The organism is Arthrobacter sp. 3Tela_A (genome assembly GCF_049311025.1).
GTDB lineage: Bacteria > Actinomycetota > Actinomycetes > Actinomycetales > Micrococcaceae > Arthrobacter_B.
On sequence record NZ_JAXIOM010000024.1, the window covers coordinates 18,841 to 42,018 of the forward strand.

General features: G+C 67.7%; 21 protein-coding genes and 1 tRNA gene. 12 read left to right on the top strand and 10 right to left on the bottom strand.

Translation table 11 applies throughout. From position 1 onward, the window contains the following. Positions 1-24: 24 nt before the first annotated feature. Genes TVC13_RS08950 through TVC13_RS08960 form a run of 3 tightly spaced genes read right to left on the bottom strand, consistent with a single transcriptional unit; the run spans position 25 to position 2,515 of the window. Positions 25-486, bottom strand: coding sequence for an acyl-CoA dehydrogenase family protein (locus tag TVC13_RS08950; protein WP_422400868.1), 462 nt, complete (start codon positions 484-486; stop codon positions 25-27). After that, positions 483-1,661: an acyl-CoA dehydrogenase family protein gene (locus TVC13_RS08955; protein WP_422400869.1), complete on the bottom strand. Its 1,179-nt coding sequence runs from the start codon at positions 1,659-1,661 to the stop codon at positions 483-485. Before TVC13_RS08955 ends, TVC13_RS08950 begins: the two co-directional genes overlap by 4 nt. Further along, a complete protein-coding gene (locus tag TVC13_RS08960) occupies positions 1,658-2,515 on the bottom strand; it encodes an enoyl-CoA hydratase (RefSeq protein ID WP_422400870.1) in 858 nt (285 codons plus the stop codon). The genes TVC13_RS08955 and TVC13_RS08960 overlap by 4 nt, the downstream gene beginning before the upstream one ends. A 114-nt stretch (positions 2,516-2,629) precedes the next feature. Here TVC13_RS08960 and TVC13_RS08965 point away from each other — a divergent pair, with 114 nt between their 5' ends. From TVC13_RS08965 to TVC13_RS08975, 3 genes are read left to right on the top strand one after another with little or no spacing between them, the layout of a single operon-like run. Continuing rightward, positions 2,630-3,799, top strand: a complete 1,170-nt coding sequence (locus TVC13_RS08965) for an acyl-CoA dehydrogenase family protein (RefSeq protein WP_422400871.1) — start codon at positions 2,630-2,632, stop codon at positions 3,797-3,799. Beyond that, the gene (locus tag TVC13_RS08970; RefSeq protein ID WP_422400872.1) at positions 3,796-4,599 is read left to right on the top strand and encodes an SDR family oxidoreductase; all 804 of its coding nucleotides are present in this window, start codon (positions 3,796-3,798) and stop codon (positions 4,597-4,599) included. The genes TVC13_RS08965 and TVC13_RS08970 overlap by 4 nt, the downstream gene beginning before the upstream one ends. Positions 4,600-4,609: 10 nt before the next feature. Further along, a complete protein-coding gene (locus TVC13_RS08975) occupies positions 4,610-5,761 on the top strand; it encodes an acetyl-CoA C-acetyltransferase (protein ID WP_422400873.1) in 1,152 nt (383 codons plus the stop codon). Between the two features lie 101 nt (positions 5,762-5,862). On the opposite strand, the gene TVC13_RS08980 is transcribed toward TVC13_RS08975, so the two are convergent. The 4 genes from TVC13_RS08980 to TVC13_RS08995 are packed head-to-tail and all read right to left on the bottom strand — an operon-like array spanning position 5,863 to position 9,261. Further along, positions 5,863-6,939, bottom strand: coding sequence for an NAD(P)H-dependent flavin oxidoreductase (locus TVC13_RS08980; RefSeq protein WP_422400874.1), 1,077 nt, complete (start codon positions 6,937-6,939; stop codon positions 5,863-5,865). Next, positions 6,936-7,688 carry a CoA-transferase subunit beta gene (locus tag TVC13_RS08985; protein ID WP_422400875.1) on the bottom strand — a complete coding sequence of 251 codons (753 nt, stop codon included), beginning with the start codon at positions 7,686-7,688 and terminating at the stop codon, positions 6,936-6,938. Before TVC13_RS08985 ends, TVC13_RS08980 begins: the two co-directional genes overlap by 4 nt. Then, positions 7,685-8,506 carry a CoA transferase subunit A gene (locus TVC13_RS08990; RefSeq protein ID WP_422400876.1) on the bottom strand — a complete coding sequence of 274 codons (822 nt, stop codon included), beginning with the start codon at positions 8,504-8,506 and terminating at the stop codon, positions 7,685-7,687. The genes TVC13_RS08985 and TVC13_RS08990 overlap by 4 nt, the downstream gene beginning before the upstream one ends. Beyond that, a complete protein-coding gene (locus TVC13_RS08995; RefSeq protein ID WP_422400877.1) occupies positions 8,503-9,261 on the bottom strand; it encodes an enoyl-CoA hydratase family protein in 759 nt (252 codons plus the stop codon). Before TVC13_RS08995 ends, TVC13_RS08990 begins: the two co-directional genes overlap by 4 nt. A 94-nt stretch (positions 9,262-9,355) precedes the next feature. Here TVC13_RS08995 and TVC13_RS09000 point away from each other — a divergent pair, with 94 nt between their 5' ends. The 7 genes from TVC13_RS09000 to TVC13_RS09030 all read left to right on the top strand — a co-directional run bounded on the left by TVC13_RS09000 (position 9,356) and on the right by TVC13_RS09030 (position 15,097). Continuing rightward, the gene (locus TVC13_RS09000) at positions 9,356-10,261 is read left to right on the top strand and encodes an SDR family oxidoreductase (protein WP_422400878.1); all 906 of its coding nucleotides are present in this window, start codon (positions 9,356-9,358) and stop codon (positions 10,259-10,261) included. Beyond that, complete coding sequence (locus tag TVC13_RS09005; protein WP_422400879.1) at positions 10,258-11,061, top strand: MaoC/PaaZ C-terminal domain-containing protein; 804 nt, start codon at positions 10,258-10,260, stop codon at positions 11,059-11,061. Before TVC13_RS09000 ends, TVC13_RS09005 begins: the two co-directional genes overlap by 4 nt. Before the next feature lie 45 nt (positions 11,062-11,106). Beyond that, positions 11,107-11,895: an electron transfer flavoprotein subunit beta/FixA family protein gene (locus TVC13_RS09010; protein ID WP_422400880.1), complete on the top strand. Its 789-nt coding sequence runs from the start codon at positions 11,107-11,109 to the stop codon at positions 11,893-11,895. Further along, positions 11,895-12,881, top strand: coding sequence for an electron transfer flavoprotein subunit alpha/FixB family protein (locus TVC13_RS09015; RefSeq protein WP_422400881.1), 987 nt, complete (start codon positions 11,895-11,897; stop codon positions 12,879-12,881). The genes TVC13_RS09010 and TVC13_RS09015 overlap by 1 nt, the downstream gene beginning before the upstream one ends. Positions 12,882-13,424: 543 nt before the next feature. Then, positions 13,425-14,207: a cytochrome b/b6 domain-containing protein gene (locus TVC13_RS09020; protein WP_422400882.1), complete on the top strand. Its 783-nt coding sequence runs from the start codon at positions 13,425-13,427 to the stop codon at positions 14,205-14,207. Between the two features lie 85 nt (positions 14,208-14,292). Continuing rightward, positions 14,293-14,943: a TMEM175 family protein gene (locus TVC13_RS09025; RefSeq protein WP_422400883.1), complete on the top strand. Its 651-nt coding sequence runs from the start codon at positions 14,293-14,295 to the stop codon at positions 14,941-14,943. A gap of 66 nt (positions 14,944-15,009) precedes the next feature. Further along, positions 15,010-15,097, top strand: a tRNA-Ser gene (locus TVC13_RS09030). A gap of 68 nt (positions 15,098-15,165) precedes the next feature. Here the strand turns inward: TVC13_RS09030 and TVC13_RS09035 are convergent. Both TVC13_RS09035 and TVC13_RS09040 read right to left on the bottom strand, forming a co-directional pair. After that, on the bottom strand, positions 15,166-17,634 hold the full coding sequence (locus tag TVC13_RS09035) for an FtsX-like permease family protein (protein ID WP_422400884.1): 2,469 nt from the start codon (positions 17,632-17,634) through the stop codon (positions 15,166-15,168). Position 17,635: 1 nt separating this feature from the next. Next, a complete protein-coding gene (locus TVC13_RS09040) occupies positions 17,636-18,391 on the bottom strand; it encodes an ABC transporter ATP-binding protein (protein WP_422400885.1) in 756 nt (251 codons plus the stop codon). A gap of 143 nt (positions 18,392-18,534) precedes the next feature. Between TVC13_RS09040 and TVC13_RS09045 the strand changes: the two genes are divergently transcribed. Together TVC13_RS09045 and TVC13_RS09050 are read left to right on the top strand one after the other, a co-directional pair. Then, entirely contained in the window at positions 18,535-19,806 is a 1,272-nt protein-coding gene (locus TVC13_RS09045) for a histidine kinase (RefSeq protein WP_422400886.1), read from the top strand. Beyond that, entirely contained in the window at positions 19,794-20,438 is a 645-nt protein-coding gene (locus tag TVC13_RS09050) for a response regulator (protein WP_422400887.1), read from the top strand. The genes TVC13_RS09045 and TVC13_RS09050 overlap by 13 nt, the downstream gene beginning before the upstream one ends. Before the next feature lie 1,981 nt (positions 20,439-22,419). On the opposite strand, the gene TVC13_RS09055 is transcribed toward TVC13_RS09050, so the two are convergent. Further along, the gene (locus TVC13_RS09055; protein ID WP_422400895.1) at positions 22,420-23,115 is read right to left on the bottom strand and encodes a response regulator; all 696 of its coding nucleotides are present in this window, start codon (positions 23,113-23,115) and stop codon (positions 22,420-22,422) included. Positions 23,116-23,178 lie beyond the last annotated feature (63 nt).

The following is a 23,178-nucleotide window of genomic DNA, read 5'->3' on the forward strand; positions in this document are numbered from 1 at the left end:
AGCGGGCTCAGCGACCGGGTCCGGTCAATGGAGCCCAGGGCCGTGGCCCGGCACGGCCGGGGTCAGGGAATCGGGGGTGAGAAGAAAGCTGTGTGTGGAGGAGACGGCGTCCAGTGCGTAGGGTGCCAGGCCGGGAACCGCAGCCGTAGCGATGGCGGATCCGTCCAGGATGCCGCCGAGCACGCCGGCGTCCACGAGGTCCGGCAGCAGGGCCGCGGATTCAATGTACGGGCCGGGAGCTGCATGGTAGCCAAGGCGTTCGAATGCCACCGCGAGGTCCACGGGAGTGCCGCCCATGCCGCCGTCGTCCTCCGGGACGCAGAGCCCGAACAGCCCCAGCTCGGCGAGCTGGCCCCAGAGCACCTGGCCCAGGGCCGTGTCTCCGTCCGCCCAGGTGCGGGCAATCTTGGTGCCGCCGGAGCTTTCGATGATTTCATCGAGGGCCTCGGCAAGGGAGCGCTGTTCTTCACTGAGCACGAATTTCATGAGGTCCTCCTGCCGTCGCCGCCGCGGGGGAGACCGAGCAGGCGTTCTGCGATGATGTTTCGCTGGATTTCGTTGGTACCCGCATAGATCGGACCGGCGACGGCGAAGAGGTAGTCCTCCACCCAGCGCCCGTCCGCCTCCGCTCCGGTGCCGCGCAGCTCAGCTTCAGCGCCCAGCAGGGTGAGACCGGTTTCCTGGATCGCGATGTCCAGTTCGGACCAGAACACCTTGTTCACGCTGCCCTCGGCGCCGATGTCCCCGCCCTGCTGCATGGTGCTCACCGTGCCCCAGGTGTAGAGGCGGTAGGCCTCGGACTTGATCCAGGCGTCGACGACGGCGTCCTGGGTGAAGAGGTCCGGTTCCGGACGGGATTTCCACAGGTCGATCAGGCGGTCAGCTGCTGCGCAGAAGCGGCCCGGGGAGCGCAGGGAGAGCCCGCGTTCGTTGCCCGCGGTGCTCATGGCCACCCGCCAGCCGTCTCCGGGTGCGCCCAGGACGTCGCTGTCGGGGACAAAAACATCGTCGAAGAACAGCTCCGCGAAGCCTGTTGAGCCGTCCAGCTGGGTGATGGGCCGGATGCTCAGCCCGGGGGCGTCCATCGGGAACAGGAAGTAGGTGAGGCCGCGGTGGCGCTGGGCGGCTGGATCGGTGCGGAACAGGCCAAAGCCCCGGTCTGCCCAGACAGCCCGGGAGCTCCAGGTCTTCTGTCCGCTCAGCAGCCAGCCGCCGCGTTCCTCGTCCCGCTTCGCGGTGCTGCGGATCGCTGCAAGGTCGCTGCCTGCGCCCGGCTCGGACCAGGCCTGCGCCCAGATCAGCGAACCGTCAGTCATGTCCCGCAGGTAGCGGTTCCGCTGGTCATCGGTGCCGTGCTCAAAGAGGATCGGGGCCAGGAGCGAGATGCCGTTCTGCGCCACCCGCGTGGGTGCGCCGGCGCGGTAATACTCTTCCTCGAACAGGACCCATTCGATGAGACCGGCTCCGCGGCCGCCGAATTCCTCCGGCCAGGAAACCACCGACCAGCCGCCGCGGGCCAGCTCGGCCTCCCATTCGCGGTGGGCGGCGAAGCCCTCCGCTGTGTCCATGGAGGGCAGCGGGGTGGCCGGCACATGTTCGGCCAGCCAAGCGCGTGCCTCGGCCGCGAAGGCCAGCTGTTCTTCTGTCAGGTCCAGGTTCATGGCGTGACCGCCGCGCTGCGCATACTCTTGACTCCCATTCCGGCCAGCGAATCTGCGCCGACCTCTGCGTTGTGGGCATGGGCTGCGTGGTGCAGCCCGAAGACTGAGTCCATGCCGGAGCGGAGCCCCTGCAGGTCCTCGGCCTGGTTGACGGCCTTTTTGGCCAGTGCCAGCCCCAGGCGGGGCATGGCGGAGATTCGTTCGGCCATGGCCATGACGGTGCTTTCAAGTTCTGCGGCCGGCACCACTTGGTTCACCATGCCCAGGTCCCGGGCACGGGTGGCCGGGAACCGGTCGCCGGTGAACAGGAACTCCTTGGCGGCCCGCGGGTTCATCACCCAGGGGTGGGCGAAGTACTCCACCCCGGGAATGCCCATGCGGACCACGGGATCGGAGAAGAACGCGTCGTCGGAGGCAACAATGAAGTCGCAGGACCAGGCGAGCATCAGTCCGCCGGCTATGCAGGCGCCCTGCACCATGGCGATGACCGGCTTCGGGATGTCCCGCCAGCGCCGGCACATGCCCAGGTACACCTCGGACTCCCGGGCGAAGCGGGAATCCACTCCCTCGGCGCCCACATGGTCCCACCAGATCACGGCCTTGCGGTCGAAGCTCTGGTCGATGTCCCGCTCCGGGGATCCGATGTCGTGCCCGGCGGAGAAGTGCTTTCCGTTGCCGGCCAGCACGATCACCTTGACGGCGTCGTCATTCACCGCGCGGGTGAACGCTGCGTCCAGCGCATAGGTGACCTTCGAATTCTGGGCGTTGCGGTACTCCGGGCGGTTGAGCCGCACGACTGCGACGGTCCCGCGCACTTCGTACGTCACAACCTCGCCGGCGTCGTCGTTCTGCATCGTGGTTCCTCCCTGGACTTCCTGAAAACATGTCTACCAAACAAGTGCTTGTTTTGCTAGCATAGGCGATGCTCGACTTTGTGAACAGTGGCGGTGGGCAACGAAAGGTGTTTCGTGGATCTGAACTATGCAGCAGAAGATGAGGAGTTCCGCCGGGAGGTCAGGGACTGGCTGGAGTCCAACCTCTCCGGCCGGTTTGCCCACCTGCGCGGAATGGGCGGATCCGGACGGGAGCATGAGGCTTTCGAGGAACGCCTGGAATGGAACCGGCACCTGGCCGCGCACGGCTGGAGCTGTGTCGGCTGGCCCGTGGAGCACGGTGGCCGGGGACTGAGCCTGCTGCAGCAGGTGATTTTCCATGAGGAGTACGCCCGTGCTGATGCCCCGGCGCGCGTGAACCACTTCGGCGAGGAGCTCATTGGCCCCACCCTCATCGCCTTCGGGACCCCGGAGCAGCAGGCCCGTTTCCTGCCGCGAATCGTGGCCGTGGAGGAACTGTGGTGCCAGGGCTACTCGGAGCCGGGCGCCGGTTCGGACCTCGCCAACGTGGCCACCAAGGCCAGGCTGGAAGGCGGTCACTGGGTGATCGACGGGCAGAAGGTCTGGACCTCCCTCGCCCACCACGCCGACTGGTGCTTTGTGATCGCCCGGACCGGCAGCGGTGAGCGCAAGCACCAGGGCCTTTCATACCTTCTGGTGCCCATGGACCAGGACGGTGTAGAAGTCCGGCCGATCCTGCAGCTGACGGGCACTTCCGAATTCAATGAAGTCTTCTTCGACGGCGCCGTCACCGAGGAATCCCTGGTGGTCGGTGAGCCCGGCGCAGGCTGGTCCGTTGCCATGGGCACCCTCGGATTCGAGCGCGGTGTCTCCACCCTCGCCCAGCAGATCGCCTTCCAGCGGGAGCTGGACGCCGTCGTCGAACTGGCCCGCAGCAACGGAGCCATCGATGACCCCCTGATCCAGGACCGCCTGGTCTCAGCGCACATGGGCCTGGACATGCTCCGTCTCCACGGGCTGCGCACGCTCAGCGGCGAACAGGGCATTGAAGCGTCCATCACCAAGCTTCTCTGGGCTCCCTGGCACCGTTCGCTCGGTGAGCTCGCCATGGAGGTTGCCGGTGCCAATGCCCTCACCGTCGCCGCCGAACCGTACAACCTTGATGCCCTGCAGACCCTGTTCCTGTTCAGCCGCGCGGACACGCTCTACGGCGGTTCGGACGAAATCCAGCGAAACGTTATTGCCGAGCGTGTGCTCGGCCTGCCAAAGGAGGCCCGGGCATGAACCCCGAGCGCACTGCACAGCCTGTCCCCGATTACGTCCCCGCCCACGGCCTGCTGGCCGGCAGGAGGGTAGTTGTCACTGCCGCCGCCGGCGCCGGCATCGGTGCCGCCGCCGCCCGCCGCTGCCTGGAAGAAGGCGCGGCCCTGGTGGCCCTGGGAGATACCCATGCCGGGCGGCTGGAAAGCGCCGCCGCCGAGCTGGGCGCTGAATTCGGAGCAGAACGAGTCCGCTGGGCTGTCTGCGATGTCACCGTTGACGAACAGGTCGAAGCCCTGCTGGACCTCGCCGAGGACGCCGGGGGTGTTGACGTCATGATCAACAACGCCGGCCTCGGTGGAACTGCCTCCATCCTGGAGATGACCGATGAACAGTGGGACAAGGTCCTGGACGTCACGCTGACCGGCACCTTCCGCAGTGTGCGGGCTGCCGGGCGCCGCATGGTGAAGAACCAGGCCCGCGGCACCATCATCAACAACGCCTCCGTCATTGGCTGGCGCGCCCAGGAAGGCCAGGCGCACTACGCCGCCGCCAAGGCAGGCGTGATGGCCCTGACCCGCTCCGCGGCACTGGACCTGGCATCCCACGGGATCCGCGTCAACGCGGTCTCGCCGAGCCTGGCCATGCATCCCTTCCTGGCGAAAGTCACTTCCGAGGAGCTGCTGGAGCAGCTGACCTCGCGGGAAGCCTTTGGCCGGGCCGCCGAACCCTGGGAGATCGCCAACGTCATGGTGTTCCTCGCCAGCGGGTACTCCTCCTACATGACGGGCGAAGTCGTCTCCGTCAGCAGCCAGCAAGCCTAAGGACACGCCCATGACTACCGCATACATCATCGACGCCGTCCGCACTCCGGGAGGACGGCGCCGCGGCTCGCTGGCCGGCATCCACTCTGCGGACCTCGGCGGCCACGTTATTTCCGCCCTGATGGAACGCACCGGAGTGGACCCCGGGGCCGTGGACGACGTGATTTTCGGCTGCACCGACACTCTCGGATCCCAGGCCGGGGACATTGCCCGCACCGCCTGGCTGGTGGCCGGACTGCCGGACCATGTTCCCGGCGTCACCATCGACCGGCAGTGCGGTTCCAGCCAGCAGGCCGTGCACTTCGCCGCCCAAGGTGTAATGTCCGGCACCGCTGACCTGATTGTCGCCGGGGGAGTGCAGAACATGTCTGCCATCCCCATCTCCGCGGCCATGGTGCAGGGCAGCCAGTACGGTTTTACGACGCCGTTTGCCGAGTCCCCGGGGTGGGTGGCCCGCTACGGCAACCAGGAAGTCTCCCAGTTCCGTTCCGCCGAAATGATCGCCGAGAAGTGGGCAATCCAGCGGGAACAGATGGAAGAGTTCGCGCTGCAGAGCCACCGGCGTGCGCTGCGGGCCATGGACGAAGGACGCTTTGAGAACGAAATTGTTCCCGTGGCAGGCCTTAGCCAGGATGAAGGACCGCGGCGGGACACCTCGCTGGAGAAGATGGCCGGCCTGGCCCCGCTCACCGAAGGCGGGCGGATCACGGCAGCCGTCGCCTCACAGATTTCCGACGCCGCCAGCGCGTTGCTGATCGCCTCGGAAACCGCCGTCGCAGCCCACGGCCTCACTCCGCGGGCGCGCATCCACCACATCTCCGTCCGCGCCGACGATCCGGTGTGGATGCTCACAGGGCCCATCCGCGCCACGGCCTACGCCCTGGACCGGGCCGGAATGAGCGTGGATGACATCGACCTGTTCGAGTGCAACGAGGCCTTTGCCTCAGTGGTCCTCGCCTGGGCCCAGGAACTGGGCATCGACCTGGCGAAGGTCAACGTCAACGGCGGCGGGATCGCCCTCGGCCACCCGATCGGCGCCACCGGCACACGCATCATGGCTACGCTGCTGAACGAACTCGAGCGCACGCAGGGACGCTACGGCCTGCAGGTCATGTGCGAAGGCGGCGGGCAGGCAAACGTCACCATCATCGAACGGCTCTAGGCGAAAGCCGGGTACCGGAAGGGGGGGGGGGGCCCTTTTTGCTGGTGCTGGGTGCTTGGGAGGACTGGGAAACCGTGCGCTGGGTCTAAGCGGGGTCGGGTTTAGGCAGAACGGACGGTGGCCGCGGCCGCCTTCAGCTGCACCACCGCCTCATCCACTATCCGGTCCACGAGTTCCCGGCAGCTGGGCAGCTCGTCGATGACCCCCACCACCTGACCGGAGGCCAGCATCCCGGCCTCAGTATCGCCGTCGACCAGGCCGGCCTTGAGCAGCATCGGCGTGTTGGCTGCCAGCATCATCTGGTTCCAGGATCGTCCCGAGCTGCGCTTCATCGCCAGTCCGTCACGGGCCAGTTCCAGCCAGGACTGCCCGGCCATGTTCTTGAACTGCACCGTGCGGCGGAGGGTGGGCAGCAGCTGCGCCAGCTTGCCGGCACCCTCCAGGCCCTGGACGAATTCGGTTCGCAGCAGCCGGTGCGGCATGCCGTCGGCCTTCGCCGTCACCACTGTTCCGTCCAGCCCGAACTCCAGGTAGCGCCGCTTGATTTCCTCCGGAACGGCGCTGTCGCTGGTCAGCAGGAAACGGGTGCCCATGCCGATTCCGACGGCACCGTAGGCCAGCGCAGCCGCCAGGCCGCGGCCGTCAAAGAAGCCGCCGGCTGCGATGACCGGAATGTCCACCGCCGCGGCCACCGTGGGCAGCAGCAGCGACGTCGGAATGGCGCCGGTGTGTCCGCCGCCCTCCCCGCCCTGGATGAGCACGGCGTCAGCACCCCAGGCAGCGACCTTTTCAGCATGCCGCACCGAACCGATGGAGGGGATCACCACCGCTCCGTGCTCTTTGAGCCTGCTGATCAGCTCCGGCTTCGGGGCCAGCGCAAACGAGGCGACCTTCACCTCGTACTTCGTCAGGAGGTTGACGCGCTGCTCGGCATCGGCCGCGTCGGCGCGCAGGTTGACGCCGAAAGGCTTGTCCGTGCGGCTCTTCACCTCAGTGATGGCGTCTTCCAGCTCGCGCAGGCTCATGGTTGCGGACGCCAGGATACCCAGGGCTCCGGCCTCCGCCGTGGCCGTGACCAGGCGCGGTCCGGCCACCCAGCCCATGCCGGTCTGGACAATCGGATGTTCGACGCCGGTGAGTTCAGTCAGCGGGGTGGAAATACGGTTCAGGGTGCTCATGCCGGTACCTCGTCTTCTCTGCGCTTGGAGGGGTCAAGGACGTCACGGATGAGCCGCAGCTCAGTGCTGTCCGGAAGGCGGGTGGCCGCAACCGTGCCAGGTACGTGCAGCGGAAAGCCGGTGGCTTCCTGCACCTCCGCGAGGCTGGTGCCGGGATGGATTGAAACCACGGCCATGGAGGCCCCTGGTCCGCTGAAATCAAAGACACCGAGGTTGGTGACCACCCGGTGGACGTCGTGGAACCTGACGGCGGATGGTCCGGCCGCACGGGCGCGCGCGGCGCCGACGCCGGTGACAAAGTCCACCTGCTCCACCAGGGTGCGCGGACTGTGCCGGGCGATCCAGTAGCTGGTCCGGTGGCTGACAGTGTTGGTGGCCGCGGCGCGGGTACCCAGCAGCTGGCGTTTCGGCTGCGAATGCGCACCGATCACGGAAAGGTTCTGGTTGCCCTGCCGGTCCAGCTGGGCTGCCCCCATCACCACATGGCGCTTGCCGGCGGCGATGAGTTCGAAGAGCTCACGGTAGGGCAGATAGCCCCCGCGTTCACCCGGTTCGCCCAGCGGCGGAACGCCGGCGTAAATCATGGATTCCCCGTCGCTGAGCATCAGGTCCGGCGCGTGGGTCAGCGCCGCCAACCGGGCACCGATGGTGGGAATGGCGCCGGCCGGGCTGGCCAGGATGTCCCGCTGTCCGCGGAACAGGTCGCTGCACGCGGCGACGGCGATTTCGGCCCGGGTCGCGCCGCTCACCGTGCCGCCTCCGCAAGAAATCCGCTGTGGAAGGCCTCCCAGGCCGACGGTGATGCCGCGGCCTGCGCGTACTCCCGCTGGAGCGCTTCGTCCCGCCCGTAGTCCGGTTCACAGGAGGTGAAGTGGGCACCGCCCGGTGCCCTGACCACCTGGTTGACCATGGTGCGGTTCAGCAGCAGCGTGGCCGGATGGGCGTCCCGGGTCAGCTCGCTGGTGGAGCTGACCTCCTCCGCGCTGAGGATGGTGTGGGCCGCGGCCCGGGCGAAAAGATCATCGAAATACGGGTCGGGTCCCAGGCACTGGCCGTTGCCGAGGGCATCGGCGCGGTTCAGGTGCAGCAGCGCCACGTCCAGTTCGACGGCGGGCATGGCCACCAGGACTTCGCCGTCGTCATAGGGCGAGGTGATGGTCCGGATCTGCGGGTTGGCGGTCAGCGTGTCCGCGCCCAGCCCGGACCGCGTCACCTCAAAGGGCAGGCGCCGTCCGGCGGCGCGGAGCCCGGAGACCAGCATGGCTTCGTCGAGTTCAACCACCTCGATGCGCCCTGCCTGCCGGGCTGCCGCGAAGTGCGGTTCGACGGCGATGCTGTCCAGGGTCACAAAGCCGAAGACCACTTTCCGCACCGCTCCGGCGGCGCACAGCATGCCGACGTCGGGCCCGCCGAAACTGACGACCGTCAGGTCCCGGACGCCCGAGCGGATCAGTTCCCGGACCAGCGCCATCGGCTTGCGGCGGGATCCCCAGCCGCCGATTCCGACGGTCATGCCGTCGCGGAACTGCCCGGCGACCGCCTCAAGCCTGCAGAGCTTTTCAGTCATGACGCGCTGGAGGTCCCGCTGGCTACGAAGTCATCGCGCAGGTCATCAGCGACGCCGGCCAGGTTGAGTTCAAAGGTGAAGCCCTGCTCAAAGCGGTAGCTCTTCACTACGTCCACCGGATCGATTCCGTTCAGGGCTTCCTTCGCGGCGCGGATGACCCGAGTGTCCTTGGATGCGATCTCGGCGGCGTAGGCGAAGGCTGTCTCATCCAGTGCCTCTGCGGGAACCACCTCGGCCACGCTGCCCAGTTCCGCCAGCCGCTGCGCTGTGATGGTGCGGCTGGTGTAGTACAGGGTGCGCAGCAGGTGCGCGGGAACCAGCCGGGACAGATGGGTTGCCGCGCCCAGGGCACCGCGGTCCACTTCGGGGACACCGAAGTAGGCATCGTCTGAGGCAACGATGGTGTCCGCGCTGCCGGCCAGACCCACGCCGCCGCCGAGGCAGAAACCGTTGACCGCGGCAATCACGGGAACGGGGCATTCGTAAATTGACTTGAAGGCTTCATAGCAGCCGCGGTTGGCTCCCAGGATGGCTGTGTGGCCGGAGGTGGCCTGCATTTCCTTGATGTCGACGCCGGCGTTGAACCCCCGCCCCTCCGCCCGCAGAACCACCACACGGGTGTCAGCATCAGAGCCGGCTTTTTTCAATGCGTCGCTGATTCCAAACCAGCCCGCCACGGGCAGGGCGTTGACTGGGGGATAGTCCATGGTGACAACCCGTACGCCGTCCTGGTGCATCTTCGATTTAATTCCCATAGCAGTACCCTACCTAACGTTTGCTTGCTACGATAGCCCTAGCATTTGCTTGGTATAGCAAAGCGGAGCACTGAACTCGAAGGAGAGAACAGACATGACGGGCATCTGTGCAGGACGAGTCGCCATAGTGACGGGCGCAGGCCGTGGCCTGGGCCGCGAGCACGCCCTGGAGCTGGCGCGGCAGGGGGCGAAGGTTGTGGTCAATGACCTTGGAACCAGCCTCAACGGTGTGGTGGAGGCCTCCGGGCCGGCGCACGACGTCGTGGAGCTGATCCGCTCCGAAGGCGGAGAAGCAGTGGCGAACGGAGCGGACGTCGCCAACTTCGAGCAGGCCGCCGCCATGGTGGCACAGGCCGTGGAGACGTTCGGCCGTCTGGACATCCTGGTCAACAACGCGGGGTTTGTCCGCGACCGGATGCTGGTCAACACCTCCGAGGAGGAATGGGACGCCGTGATCCGGGTGCACCTGAAGGGGCACTTCGCTCCACTGCGCCACGCCAGCGAGTACTGGCGTGCCGAAGCCAAGGCCGGACGGCAGCCCGATGCCCGGGTCATCAACACCTCCTCCGGCGCCGGGCTGCAGGGCAGCGTGGGGCAGGCCAGCTACTCCGCCGCCAAAGCCGGCATCGCCGGACTCACCCTGGTGGCCGCCCACGAACTGGCCCGTTACGGCGTGCGGGTTAACGCGATCGCGCCCTCCGCCCGGACCCGCATGACTGAAGGCGCCTTCGCCGAAGCCATGGCAGCACCCGAGTCCGGCTTCGACGCCATGGACCCGGCCAACGTCTCACCCGTGGTCGCCTGGCTGGCCAGCCCGGGTTCGGCGGCAGTGACCGGCCGGGTCATCGAAATCGGAGGCGGCAAGATCTGCATCGAGGAGGGCTGGAACCACGGACCCGCCAACGACGCCGGACGGCGCTGGGAAGCGGCAGAGGCAGGGGAAGCCATCGAACAGCTGCTGCTCAAGGCCGCCGTTCCGGAACCGGTCTACGGAGTATGAGCAGCACCGGCACGGCACTCCGTGCAGACCAGTGGGCCGGACGCAGCCTCGGCACCCGCACCGCGGGCTATTCGGAAACGGACGCGATCCTCTATGCACTCGCCGTCGGCGCATCCGCTGAGGACCTTGACCTGGTGTTCGAGGATCGGCTGCGGGTGCTGCCCTCCTTCGGCCTGACCCTGGCGCAGTGGGCGCCGGATGAGCTGGCGCAACAGGGTGCCTTCGACAACCGCGCGGTCCACGGCGCGCAAAAGCTCAGCGTCCTGCGCCAGCTGCCCCGCTCCGGGGAGATCACCATGAGCGCCCGCGTGGGCGAGGTCTGGGACAAGGGCTCTGCCGCGGTCTTCGAAGTGGTGGTGGAAAGCGATTTCTTCACCGCCGCGTGGAGCATCTTCGCGCCCGGCTTTGGAGGGTTCGACGGCGACCGCGGACCGTCCGCGCCCCCTGTCCCGGAGGGCGTCCCCGCCGCCACGGACTCCATCCGCACCATGCCGAACCAGGCAGCGCTTTACCGGCTGCTGGGGGACAGGCACCACATCCATATTGACCCCGCGGCGGCACAGCGAATCGGCCAGCAGCGCCCCATCCTGCACGGTCTGGCCACACTGGCCACGGCCACGCTGCCGCTGGCCCGGCTGGCCGGGACCCACCCGGCTGACCTTGCCGAATTCGCAGGCCGCTTCTCCGGCGTCGTATTTCCCGGGGACGAAATAAAGGTCCGCACCTGGGCAGAAGGCCGTTTCGACGCCGCCGTTGACGGCCGCAGCGTCATCACCGATGGCCTCGCCGTCTTCCGCTAACCCACCCGGGCAGCACCGCACCTGATGAGACGAAAGAGTGAAACGATGCAAATAGTTGTTCTGATGAAAGAGGTGCCGGACACCTGGGGTGACCGGAACCTGAACCTCGAAACCGGTCTGCTGGACCGCGCCGCAAGCGAACCGGTGCTGGATGAAATTACCGAACGTGCCCTCGAAGTTGCGCTGACCTACCGGGACAAGCATCCGGACACCGAGGTGGTGCTGCTGGCCGCGGGCCCGGAAGGCACCCTGCCCGCTACGCTCCGCAAGGGGCTGGCCATGGGCGCGGACCGGGCCGTGCACATCACGGACCCTGCGCTGCTGGGCGCTGACACCACCCTGACAGCTGAAGTCCTGTCCGCCGCCCTGAAGCGAACCGGATTCGATCTGGTCATCGCCGGCAACATCTCCACCGACGGCGGTGGCGGAGTCCTGCCTTCCATGCTCGCCGAACTGCTGCAGACCGCAGGCATTACTTCGCTGAGCAGCGTAGACATCAGCGAAACCGCGGTCAGCGGCCAGCGCAGGCTGGAAGCTGAGACCTACGACGTCCAGGCCGCCCTGCCTGCCGTCATCTCCATCACCGAGGCCCTGCCCGATGCGCGCTTCCCGAACTTCAAAGGCATCATGGCGGCGAAGAAGAAGCCCTTCGAGACCTGGTCCCTGGCCGATCTTGGCCTGGCACCGGACGAAGAAGCCAACCGCTCCATCGTCATCTCCGTGGCTCAGCGCCCGGCCCGCACTGCCGGCATCCGCATCGAAGACGAAGGCGACGCCGGCCAGCAGATCGCAGACTTCCTTGCCCGGAACCAACTCATTAAAGGACGCTCATAATGACCGGATACCCAGCCAGCCCAGCCCTCGTCCTCGTTGATGTCTCGCCGTCGGGTGTTCTCCGATCCAGTGCAGCCGAACTGATCGGCGCCGCTACAGCCGTCGGCACGCCGGTGGCACTCGCCATCGCCGCGCCCGGCAGCGCGGAGCGGCTCGGCGCCGAACTCGCCGGCCTGGGCGCCGCCCACGTGATGATCGCCGAATCCGCCGACGCCGCCCGCGGCATGGTCCTGCCCGTAGTGGACGCGCTCAGCGCCGCGTCAGCAGCACTCTCACCCGAAGCCGTGCTGATCGCCAACTCCATCCAGGGCCGCGACGCCGCCGCCCGCTTCGCCGTCCGCTCCGGTGCCGCGCTGGCTGCCGACGCGGTGGGCGTCTCCCGGGATGAAGAGGGAGTGGTGGCGCACCACTCGGTCTACGGCGGTGCATACTCCGTCGAATCGGCGGCCGCTGCCGGACCCCTGGTCATCACGCTGCGGCAGGGCTCCTCCAGTCTGCGGGCCGAACCGCAGGATCCGTCCGTGGAGGTCCTAAAAGTTCCGGCTTCGGGTACATCGGATGCCGCCGTCCTGCACTGCCAGGAAACCGCCGTCGTCTCTGCCCGTCCTGAGCTGCGCGGTGCGTCCGTGGTGGTCTCGGGCGGGCGTGGCATCGGATCCGGCGAGAACTTCGCCCTTGTGGAGAGCCTCGCCGACGTCCTCGGCGGTGCCGTCGGCGCCTCCCGTGCCGCCGTCGACGCCGGATACGTGCCGCAGTCGCTGCAGGTTGGCCAGACCGGTGTGACCGTGGCGCCGGAGGTCTACATTGCCCTGGGCATCTCCGGAGCCATCCAGCACCGGGCCGGTATGCAGACGGCGAAGACGATCATCGCGGTCAACAAGGACGCCGATGCTCCCATCTTCGAGATCGCCGACTTTGGTGTGGTGGGCGACGTCTTTACGGTGGTGCCGCAGCTGGTGTCCGCGATCGAAGCAAAGCGGGGGTAGCGCCATGGTGAGGAAGGGGCTTCCCCGGGAAAGCGGTGGCACGCCGGCGGCGCCGTCCCCGGCAGTCCCGGAGGAGAACGCGGCGGGATCAACTGGCAGCGCGGCGGCCAGCTCTGCGGCGGCCTCCGCGCCCGGCACACCCGCGGAACAGGCTCCGGCGAGCCCTGCCACTCCGGGCACTCCGGCCGCCCGGCCCGCGACCGACCGGCCCGCGACCGGCCGGCGGCAGGGAATGCCGCGGCCTGCGGCCTCGGCAGCCGCCGGTTCATCCGCGCCGTTGGCAGCTCCCGCTGCAGCAGAGCCTGGCGGGGCTACCGCGGATGCGCCCGGCGCCCGGACGGCTGCGGCGGGTGCCACGGCGGCGACTGCAACCCGGGCAGCGTCCTCCGTTCCCCGGTCCGGGGGGGGGGGGGCGCGCCCGCCCCAGGTGCCCAGTCCGGAGCCGGCCCGGCGCTGAAGAAAGCAGGGCTGTTCGCAGCGGGGCTGCTGGTCCTCTGCGCAGCCGCCGTACTGGGAGCCCGGTGGCTCATTACGCTCGAGCCGGTGCAGGACTTCCTTGTCCGCTATCCGGGCGAGACTGAACTGCCGCACGGAGCACCCGTCGGGATTCCCGCCTGGCTTGGCTGGCAGCACTTCTTCAACGTGTTCCTGATGGTGCTGATCATCCGATCCGGCTGGCAGGTCCGCACCCAGCGCCGCCCGCCGGCGCAATGGACTCCGCGCTGGGGCAGGAACCCGAAGAAGATCAGCCTCACCCTTTGGTTCCATCAGTCGCTGGACGTGCTGTGGCTGGTCAACGGGGCCGTGTTTGTGGTGCTGCTGGCGGTCAGCGGCCACTGGACGCGGGTGGTGCCCACCAGCTGGGAAGTGTTCCCCAACGCCCTCTCTGCCGCGCTGCAGTACCTTTCCCTGGACTGGCCTACGGAGAACGGCTGGGTGAATTACAACTCGCTGCAGGTCCTCGCCTACTTCGTCACCATCTTTGTGGCCGCTCCGCTGGCTGCCCTGACCGGTTACCGCATGTCTGCCATGTGGCCGGCGCGTGCTGCGCGGCTGAACCGGGCCTATCCCATCGAGCTGGCGCGGGCTATCCACTTCCCGGTCATGCTGTATTTCGTGGCCTTCATCGTGGTGCACGTGGCGCTGGTGTTTTCTACCGGTGCGCTGCGCAACCTGAACCACATGTACGCCGGGCAGGACGCCGTGAACTGGACGGGTTTCTGGATCATGTTCGCGTCGCTGCTGGTGATTGCCGGTGCGTGGTTCGCTGCACGCCCGGTGGTTCTGGCTCCCATCGCTTCGCTGTTCGGCAAGGTGGGCCGCTAGCTGCAGTCCGGCAGCTGGCGGCCGGCCCGCCTCATTTTCGCTTCCGCCTGCTGACCGGAGTCCGCGGGAGGAACACACTGGGTAAATGGCGGAGAACAACGGCGGCATGCTCGAGCGCCGGCTCGACTCCGGGCCGGACATTGAACGCACCATGTTCTTCAGCGATGCAGTGTTCGCTATCGCCATGACGCTGCTGGCCGTGGACATCAAGGCACCGGACGTTCCAGCCGGCCAGCTGGGCCAGGCCATCCTGGACCAGCGGCCGGAATTCTTCGCCTACGCCCTCTCCTTCGCCGTGGCCGGCGCGTACTGGCTGAGCCACCACCGCCTGTTCCGGCTGCTGAAAGGTTTCACCGGAGGGCTGCAGCGCCTGAATCTGCTGCTGCTGTTCTTTGTGGCGCTGCTCGCCTACGCCACGGACATGCTGGCGCTGCACGATGACACCAGTCTCGGCGTCGTTGTTTATGCGCTGGCGCTGGGACTCATTGGGTCGGTGAACACGCTGATGTGGTCTTACTGCCGCCGGCACGGGCTTTTTCGGGACGACGTAAATCCCGGCCTGCTCCAATACGCCCGCGTTCGGGCACCGATCACACCGGCCGTCTTCCTCCTTTCGATCCCCATTGCATTGGTGAGCCCATCCGCGGCGGAGTACTCCTGGCTGTCCATCCTGGTCATCAATCTGGGACTGCGGCTGGCCGGGAGCCGACGGCGCAGTGCGGCCGCCGGCCCGTAACGCCGCCGATTCGGTAATTGCTCCAATGTCCGGTAGTCTTATATCTGCTCTTGACGAGCAAAGCCTGGAGGATTCGCCTAGCGGCCTATGGCGCACGCCTGGAACGCGTGTTGGGTTAACGCCCTCGGGGGTTCAAATCCCCCATCCTCCGCCAGATGAGAAATCATCACCAGAAACGCCCCGGTCTTTCGGCCGGGGCGTTTCTGTTTGTGCGGGCAGACCTCAGCTGCGCTCCGGCCGCAGGGCGAACCGGGTGGCCGCGGCAACCGCTCCCATCCCCAGCAGGGCAGTTCCGCCCGCCAGTGCCAGGTACAGCAGCGGCTGGACCGTGGGCAGCGGCTGTCCGGAGACGTTCAGGGCTATGCCCATCAGCGGCGGCAGTGCCAGGACAGTACCCACCACGACGGCGGCAGCAACCATCAGCGCCGACTCTGCACCGGTCATGCGGCGCAGCTGGGCGTCCGTGGCGCCAAGCCGGCGCAGCAGCAGCATTTCCGGGCGCCGGCGCGCTGTGGACATCACCAGCGAATTCCCGACAGACACCGCCAGATAACCCAGCAGGATCAGCATGGCCAGGATGTTCACCCAGGACTCCGCACCGCGCTCTGCCGCACCGGCTGCGTCCAGCTCCTCCCGGTCCAGGACGGTTAGGCCCAGGCCCTCGAGCGCCGGCATCAGTTCCGCCGGATCCGCCTCCGGAGCGGTGAGCAGCAGCTGGCCGTTCAACCCGCTGGTGGTGTGGGGGAGCAGAGCGGCGTTGTCCATGGTCACGTCGCCGAATCCCAGCCCGCGTTCGTAGGTGGCGACGACGACGGCGGTAGTCTCGGTGCCGTCGCCGAAGCGGAACGCGAACTCGTCCCCGGGGGCCAGCCCGGATTCCCGCGCCAGCGCAGTGCTTACCGCTACGGCGCCGGGGCCGGACAACCGGTCCAGGGAACCCTCCCGGACCCCCAGGTCCAGTGCTGCCTCCAGATTCTCCGGCCCTACGCCCTGCACCCCGACGGGCTGCACGCCGTCGTCCATGCCCAGGAAGCGCATCTCGGCGAGGAGCGCGGAGTGCGCCATCGGCGTCGTGGTTTCCACTCCGGGCAGCGCGGAGACCGTGTCCGCCAATTCAGCGGAGATGCCGCCGGGAGCGCTGACCAGGTATCCGGCCACGACGCCGTCGCGGGACTGCCGCTGCGCTTCGGAGTCAACGGTGGCCGGCATAAAGAACTGTACGGAACCAAGCGCCAGGGCCAGGGCCAGCGGAACGATCCCGGCAGCGAGCCGCCGAGGGAACGCGTCGGCACCGGCGCCGGCCAGGACCAGCGACGCGGATGTGCTGCGCCGCAGGAGCGGAGCCATAAGCTTCAGTGATCCGGTCACGATCCAGGGACCCAGGACACCCGCACCGATCACCAGGAGCAGGATGCTCGACGCCGCTGCCGCCAGGCCGGCGCTGCCGGGGACCGCAGCGGGCAGCAGAGCCGCCACTAAACCGCCACCCAGCAGGGACAGTCCTGTGATGATCCGTCCGCGGCCCAGCCGCCCGGACTCAGTGGCCGACTCGCGCAGCGCGGTCACCGGAACGGCACGGACCGTGCCGCGGGCCGAGACCAGCGAGGCGCCCACGGCAGCCGCAACACTGAGCAGCACGGCACCCGCCGCCGGCAGCGGACTAAACGCGAGCTCGAAGCCGTCCGGGATCACGCCGGCGGCGGTGAACTGCCCACCCAGAAACCCTGCCAGCCAGAATCCAGGAATAGCCCCCAGCACGGCGGCGGCGGTGGCGACCAGCAGGACTTCGCGCACCACCAGGCCCAGGGTTTGGCTGGCTCCCGCGCCGATGGCCCGCAGCATCGCGAACTCGCGGCGGCGGGAAAGGATGGAGAGGGAAAGAGTTCCGGCAGTCACAAACACCGCCGTCATCACGGCGACTCCGGCCAGCGACCCGCTCAGGAGCAGCAGCATGGACCGGGCCCCGGCGCCGCCGAGGTTTTCCACGTCACCGCGCCGGTCGCCCGTGTAGCTGACGACGCCGGATACCCCGGCTTCGATGTCCGCGGCCAGCTGCTCCGGGCTGACACCGGGTTCGGCCAGAATACCGATCGTGGCGACGGAACCGCCGTGTGGCCAGAGCTCCGCTGCGCCGGGGGCGCTGAGGAAGACTGCCGGGCCGGGGTTCCCTTCGGCCGGAGCTACGGTGCCGGTCACGGTGTACTCGGCGGGGATGCCGCCGTGGCTCAGCATGATGTGTGAGCCGGGGCCGGCGTTGAAGGACGCATCCACCGCCACCTCATTGGTTGCCTGCGGGGCGTCCCCGGCGGTGAGGCTATACGGCGCCAGCGCTGCGGACTCCCAGGCTGCGGCCGGAACCGGGGTCCCCTCGGCTGTGGTCAGCGGGATTTCCACATTGCCGACGGCGCTCCGGACACCGGGCACTGCTTCGATGTCCTCCACGGTTTCCGCGGGCAGCAGCACCCGTTCGGGGAAGACGGCCGGCAGGTCTTCCGGAACCGGAACGGACTGGGGAGCACCCACTACCACGTCGGCAGCCTGCAGGCGCTGCGGCGCGGTACCGCCGCGCAGCCCGGATTCAATGAGCACGCCCATGGCGGTGATCAGTGCAGCGCACAGGAACACGACGATGAACACACCGGCGAACCCGCCGCGGTGGTGCCGGATGGATGCTTTGGCGAGGCTGAGCATGTTAGTTCCCTCCCAGGTAGGCCATGCGGTCGGTGACGTCGCGGGCCGAGGCGCCGCTCATGCTGCCGTCAATGCGTCCGTCGGCCAGGAACACGACGGTGTCCGCGTAGCTGGCTGCCACCGGATCGTGGGTCACCATCACCACGGTCTGGTTCAGGGCGGAGACTGTGTGCCGCAGCAGCTGCAGGACCTGGCGTGCCGTGCCGGAATCCAGGGCGCCGGTCGGCTCATCGGCGAAGACCACGTCCGGACGGGTGATCAGTGCACGGGCGATCGCTGCCCGCTGCTGCTGACCGCCGGAGAACTCCTGCGGTTTCCGCTCGCCCAGCCCGTCCAGCCCGACGGCGTCGAGCACGTACGCCAGCCAGGCCCGGTCTGTTCCGCGTCCGGCCAGCAGCAGCGGCAGGGTGACGTTCGCCGTCACCGAGAGCTGCGGCAGCAGGTTGTAGGACTGGAAGACGAAGCCCACGTGGTCCCGCCGGAACCGCGTGAGCGCCTTGCCCCGCAGCCGGGATATCTCCGTGCCGCCCAGCCGCACCTGGCCGGCGTCGGGCACGTCCAGCCCCGCTGCGGACTGCAGCAGCGTACTCTTGCCGGACCCGGACGGACCCATCACAGCGGTGAAGGTGCCCGCCGGCACGGCCAGCGACACGTCACGGAGGGCCGCGACGGCGGTGCTGCCGGAACGGTAGCTCTTGGAAACGCCGGTCAGCTCCAGGGCTGCCGGGCCGGGGAATTGGGAGGAATCGGAGTACATGGGCGGTGTCCTTTGAACGGTGGATGGGGAACGGATTCTGACGCTACGCAGCGTAAGAATCCGTTCCGATACAGCCAGCAGCCCGGTTCATGGTGTAGCTGGCTATACCGACAGGCACCGGATGCTCCGGCATAATCGAGCAAATGAGATGGCCAACCCAAGCCGGCCTGCGGGCCCGCGCAGCAGACGCAGTGTTCCTGCTGCGTGAGGCCGTGTACTGGCTGGCCTCACTGGGAATCCTGGTGGCGGGCCTGGTGCTGCTGCCGTTCCTCTCCCTGGGTATTGGCCTGTACGCGCTTCCCACCGTACTGGGGACGCTGGATCTGCTGGCAGCCCGGGCGCAGGGACGCTCCGCCGGGTTTGCCGGAGCCGTGATTCCCTTTGACCACCGCCGCCTGCACGGGAGGTATTCCTTCGGGGAACTCGCCTCGCTGGTGACGGCACCGGAAACCAAGCGGGACCTGTCCTGGCTGCTGTTCCACGCCGCGTTTGCCCTGCTGGCCGGCGCCCTGGCCATCGCTCTGCCGGTCGGTGCGCTGCTCTACCTGCTGGTTTCCCCGTTCTGGATGCTGTTCCCGGCCGAAACACCGCTGGAAATGACCATCACCATCACCAGCTGGCCGGCGGCGTTCCTGGGCATGCTGCTCGGCGTCGTCTACGGGGCTGCGGCCTGGCTGCTGCTGCCGTGGATGGCACGCCGGCTCAGTGAGGGAACGCTCGCGATCCTCTCTCCGCGCCGCTACGACGAACTCTCCCGCCGCATCCAGGACCTCTCCGCTGCCCGCGCCAGCGCGCTCGCCGCCCACGCTGCGGAGCTGCGTCGGATCGAACGTGAACTGCACGACGGCGCGCAGAACCGGCTGGTGGGCGTGGTCATGATGCTCGGACTGGCGCAGCGTGCCGCCGAGACGGATCCAGCGGCCGCTGTTCCGTTCCTCACCCGGGCGCAGGACGCCGCAACCGAGGCGCTGGCCGGACTTCGGGCAGCCGTGCATGACATTTATCCGCCGGTGCTGGATGAGCTGGGACTCGGGGGCGCTGCCTCGGCCCTGACCAGCCGCTCTCCGATTCCCTGCAGCCTGGACGTCGCCGGCCTGCTGCGGGCTCCGGCAGCGGTGGAGTCCGCGGCCTATTTTGTTCTGGCCGAAGCGCTGACCAACGCTGCGAAGCACTCCGGCGCCTTCCGGATCGACGTGGTTCTGCGCACCGAATCGGCTGCCAGGGAGGACGTGCTGGTGGTGGAAGTGACTGACGACGGGCGAGGCGGAGCTGTGGTCTCTCCGGTGGGCTCGGGCTCGGGCACCGGGCTGGCCGGCATCGCGCGGCGTGCTGCCGCATTCGGCGGCAGGCTGGTGCTGAGCAGTCCTGCCGGAGGACCAACGAAAGTGAGAGTGGAACTGCCGTGCGCGTTCTGATCGCCGAAGATGATGCCCTGCTGCGTGCGGGCCTGGAGCTGCTGCTGAAGGGCGAAGGGTTCGAGGTGGCCGGTTCCTGGGACAACGCGGATGACTTGCTGGCTGCTTTCGCGCCGGGAACCGCCGACGCCGCCGTACTGGATGTTCGCATGCCTCCCACCTTCACCAACGAAGGCCTGAAGGCTGCGCTCGAACTCCGGTCCCGGGTACCGGACTTCCCGGTACTGGTCCTTTCCGCCTATGTGGAGGACAGGTACGCCAGCCGGCTGCTGGGTTCGGGCGCCGAAGGGGTGGGCTACCTGCTGAAGGAACGGGTGGGCAAGGTCGGGGATTTCGTCGACGCGCTGCGCCGGGTGGCAGGCGGCGGAACCGTGATGGATCCCGAGGTTATTGCCCAGCTCTTCAGCCGCCGCGGAAACCAGGACCCGATCCGCTCCCTGACCCCGCGAGAGTTCGAAGTACTCGGACTCGTGGCCGAAGGGCTGGGGAACACCGCGATTGCGCAGTCGATCTCGGTGTCCGAAACGGCCGTCAGCAAACACATCGGCAACATCTTCGCGAAGCTGGGCCTGGCGCCGTCGGACAGCGGCCACCGCCGCGTCCTCGCAACCCTGGCGTACCTGCGGTCGTAGCCCGGCCGGGGGAATCCCCCCCGCCCCAGCCGGCAGTCTCTGCAGCCACGGGATGAATGGCTTGGTGGATAAGGGGAAAGGTGCGGCCGCCCCCGCGGGCGTCGGGGGGGCCGCCGCCCCCCCCCCCGCACCAGCAGGTAGGTTCCGGTGAGGATAACCAGGAGTCCCAGCCCTGCGTAGGCCGCCAGCGTGCCCGACTCGGCACCGGTATGCGCCAGGGCGTGACCCTGGGCCTTGACGTCGGCCTTCGCGGAGTCCTGTCCTGCAGAAGCCTTGTCCGTACCGGCGGTGGAGAGAGCATCAGGAACTGCGCCCGGCACCGGGGTAATGGTTCCCGGTGGGACAGTGCCCGTTCCGGGATCGGGCAACACCGCACCAAGGTAGGGCTGCACCTTCTTCTCCACGTGCCCGGGGTTTTGGGGGTCGGGAACATCAATCCAGGTGTCTGCGGCCCGGAAGTACTTTCCGCCGGCTTCAAAGAAGAAGTCGCCGGTGACCCGGGTATAGGCAGGCGTGAGCCAGGCGGTTACCGTCGTGCGCGGGGGGACCTCGAGCTCGTGGCTCCACACGTGGCCCGTGGTGTCCTCGAGTTTGAACTTGTAGGTGATCTTGAGGGAAGTCTCGAGCTCTTCGATCAGGAAGTTCGACTTTCCCTTCCAGCCGATCGCGATGGCAACCGAGTTAGAGATCGAACGGTCGTCGTGGTACTCGTAGACGAGCTTATCCGTGCCCTTCTCGCCGTCGTTGGTCTGGCTGCCAACGTTGATCGCCTTGCCTTTGGTGATGTTCTCCATGCTCTTCGGGAAGAAGAGGCAGTTGGTGCTTTCCACGCAGCCCTGGGTCAGGAGCTCGGTCGCTTCTGCACCGGAGACAAGCGTGTACGGGGTAGCCTGCAGGCTGAACGTCACCTGCCAGTCTCCACGGCCGTCGAGGTTCTCGCCCTGGGCGTCACAGGTGTACGGGGAGAACTCCACCAGCGTTCCCGGGTCCTCTCCCGGTCCGGGAAGCGGATTTCCCTGGAAGATGTTGCAGGCGCCGTCGTGTTCAAAGGACGTGCTGCGGGTGTTCTGGACGTGGCCCTGCACCCAGAACGGGGTGGCCACGCCGTCTTCAACGATGCGGTAGGTGAAGTCTCCGCGGGCCCAGCCGTTGAGCTCATTGCCCTCTGCATTGCGCAGGAACGCTGCGAAGCCGGTGCTCGACCCGGCTGCAACAGCATCGGGTGCGGAGCCCGAGTTGTGCAGGACGCCGTTGACCAGGAACTCCTTATTGCTGGAGCCGAGCGCGCCGTCGGTCAGGCTGAGGCTGTGCCCGCTGGCCGCTACAGGCACCACCACTCCCCGCGCGGTTGCCCAGACGAGGGGCTTCACGGTGAAGACCGGCTCAAGGGCGGTGACTCCGAACATTGGGATTTCGACTGTGCATTCGTACGGGGAGTCCTCAGCCTGGTCAACGCGGACGGGAGTCCCGGTAACGGGATCATCGCGGAAGATGCTGCAGGCCCCGCCGAACGGGGTGTCCGGCCAGACGTAGTGGGCTTCTCCGCTCACCGTATAGGCCGTTCTTTGACCGTGCTCGTAGATTCGGTATCCGAACTCGCCGCTGGCACTGGTGGGTCCGGTTGCAGACCACGTGCCGCTCCCGCCGACGGGGATCGATCCGTCTGCAGCTTTGAGGGAGTTGGGCAGCTGGGTGCTCCAGGCATCATGGAGCGAAAGATCGCCGCCAACATTGATCGTGGCGTTCATGGTGATGTCGCTGCTGGCCTGTGCTGCCGACGGCGCCAGGAGCAGCCCGGCAGCCATCACCAGTGCCCCCGAGGCGGATGTGAGGGCAGCGCGGCGTTTGCGGTGGTGCGCACTGAACGGCTTCCCCAAGGGACGCCGCAGGCGGTGTTTCCATAGTTCTCTGGTCATACTGAGGACGTTACGGACGTTGTCTTCCGTGGCGGAAGGGACCCAAGTCGCCAAACGTGGCCGGATCAGGGCGCCGGGTTTTCCCGGCTCAGATACTGCAGCACGGCCAGGACCCGGCGGTGCGCATCGGGAGCAACAGGCAGCCCCAGGGCGTCATAGATGCGGGAAATGTGCTGTACAACGGCCTTTTCGGTAATGAACAGGCGCTCGCCGATCGCCGCGTTGCTGCGGCCCTCTGCCACCAGTGCCAGCACTTCCCGCTGGCGGGGCGTGAGGGCACCGACAGCTTCGTCGGAGATCCGCGCCCGGGCGACCATGACGGCGATGACTTCAGGGTCGATGGCCGTGCCGCCGCCGGCAACATTCCGCAGATCTGAGAGGAAGCCGTCCACGTCCGCGATGCGCTGTTTGAGCAGATAGCCGATCCCGCCCGCTGCCGTGCCCTGTCCTCGGGTCCCCCCGGGGCGGCGGGGCCCGAGGAGTTCCAGGGCATAGCGGCGCTGGACGTGCTGGGAGAGCACCACAACGGGCAGTCCCGGGTACTCCGCCCGGATACGGCAGGCCGCAGCCAGACCCTCATCGGCAAAATCCGGCGGCATTCGAATGTCTGTGATGACCATGTCCGGCCTCAGCTCCCGTACCGCTGCTTCCAGTTCCCCGGCGTCCACGGCGGCGCGGACCACCTGCATGCCGGCTTCCTGCAGGACGAGTTCCAGGCCACGCCGCAGCAGGGCTTCGTCCTCGCCAACAACGACGCGCAGTGCGTCAGGCACAGGGCACCTCCGCCCGGATACTGGTTCCAGCTCCCGGCTCGCTGCGGATCC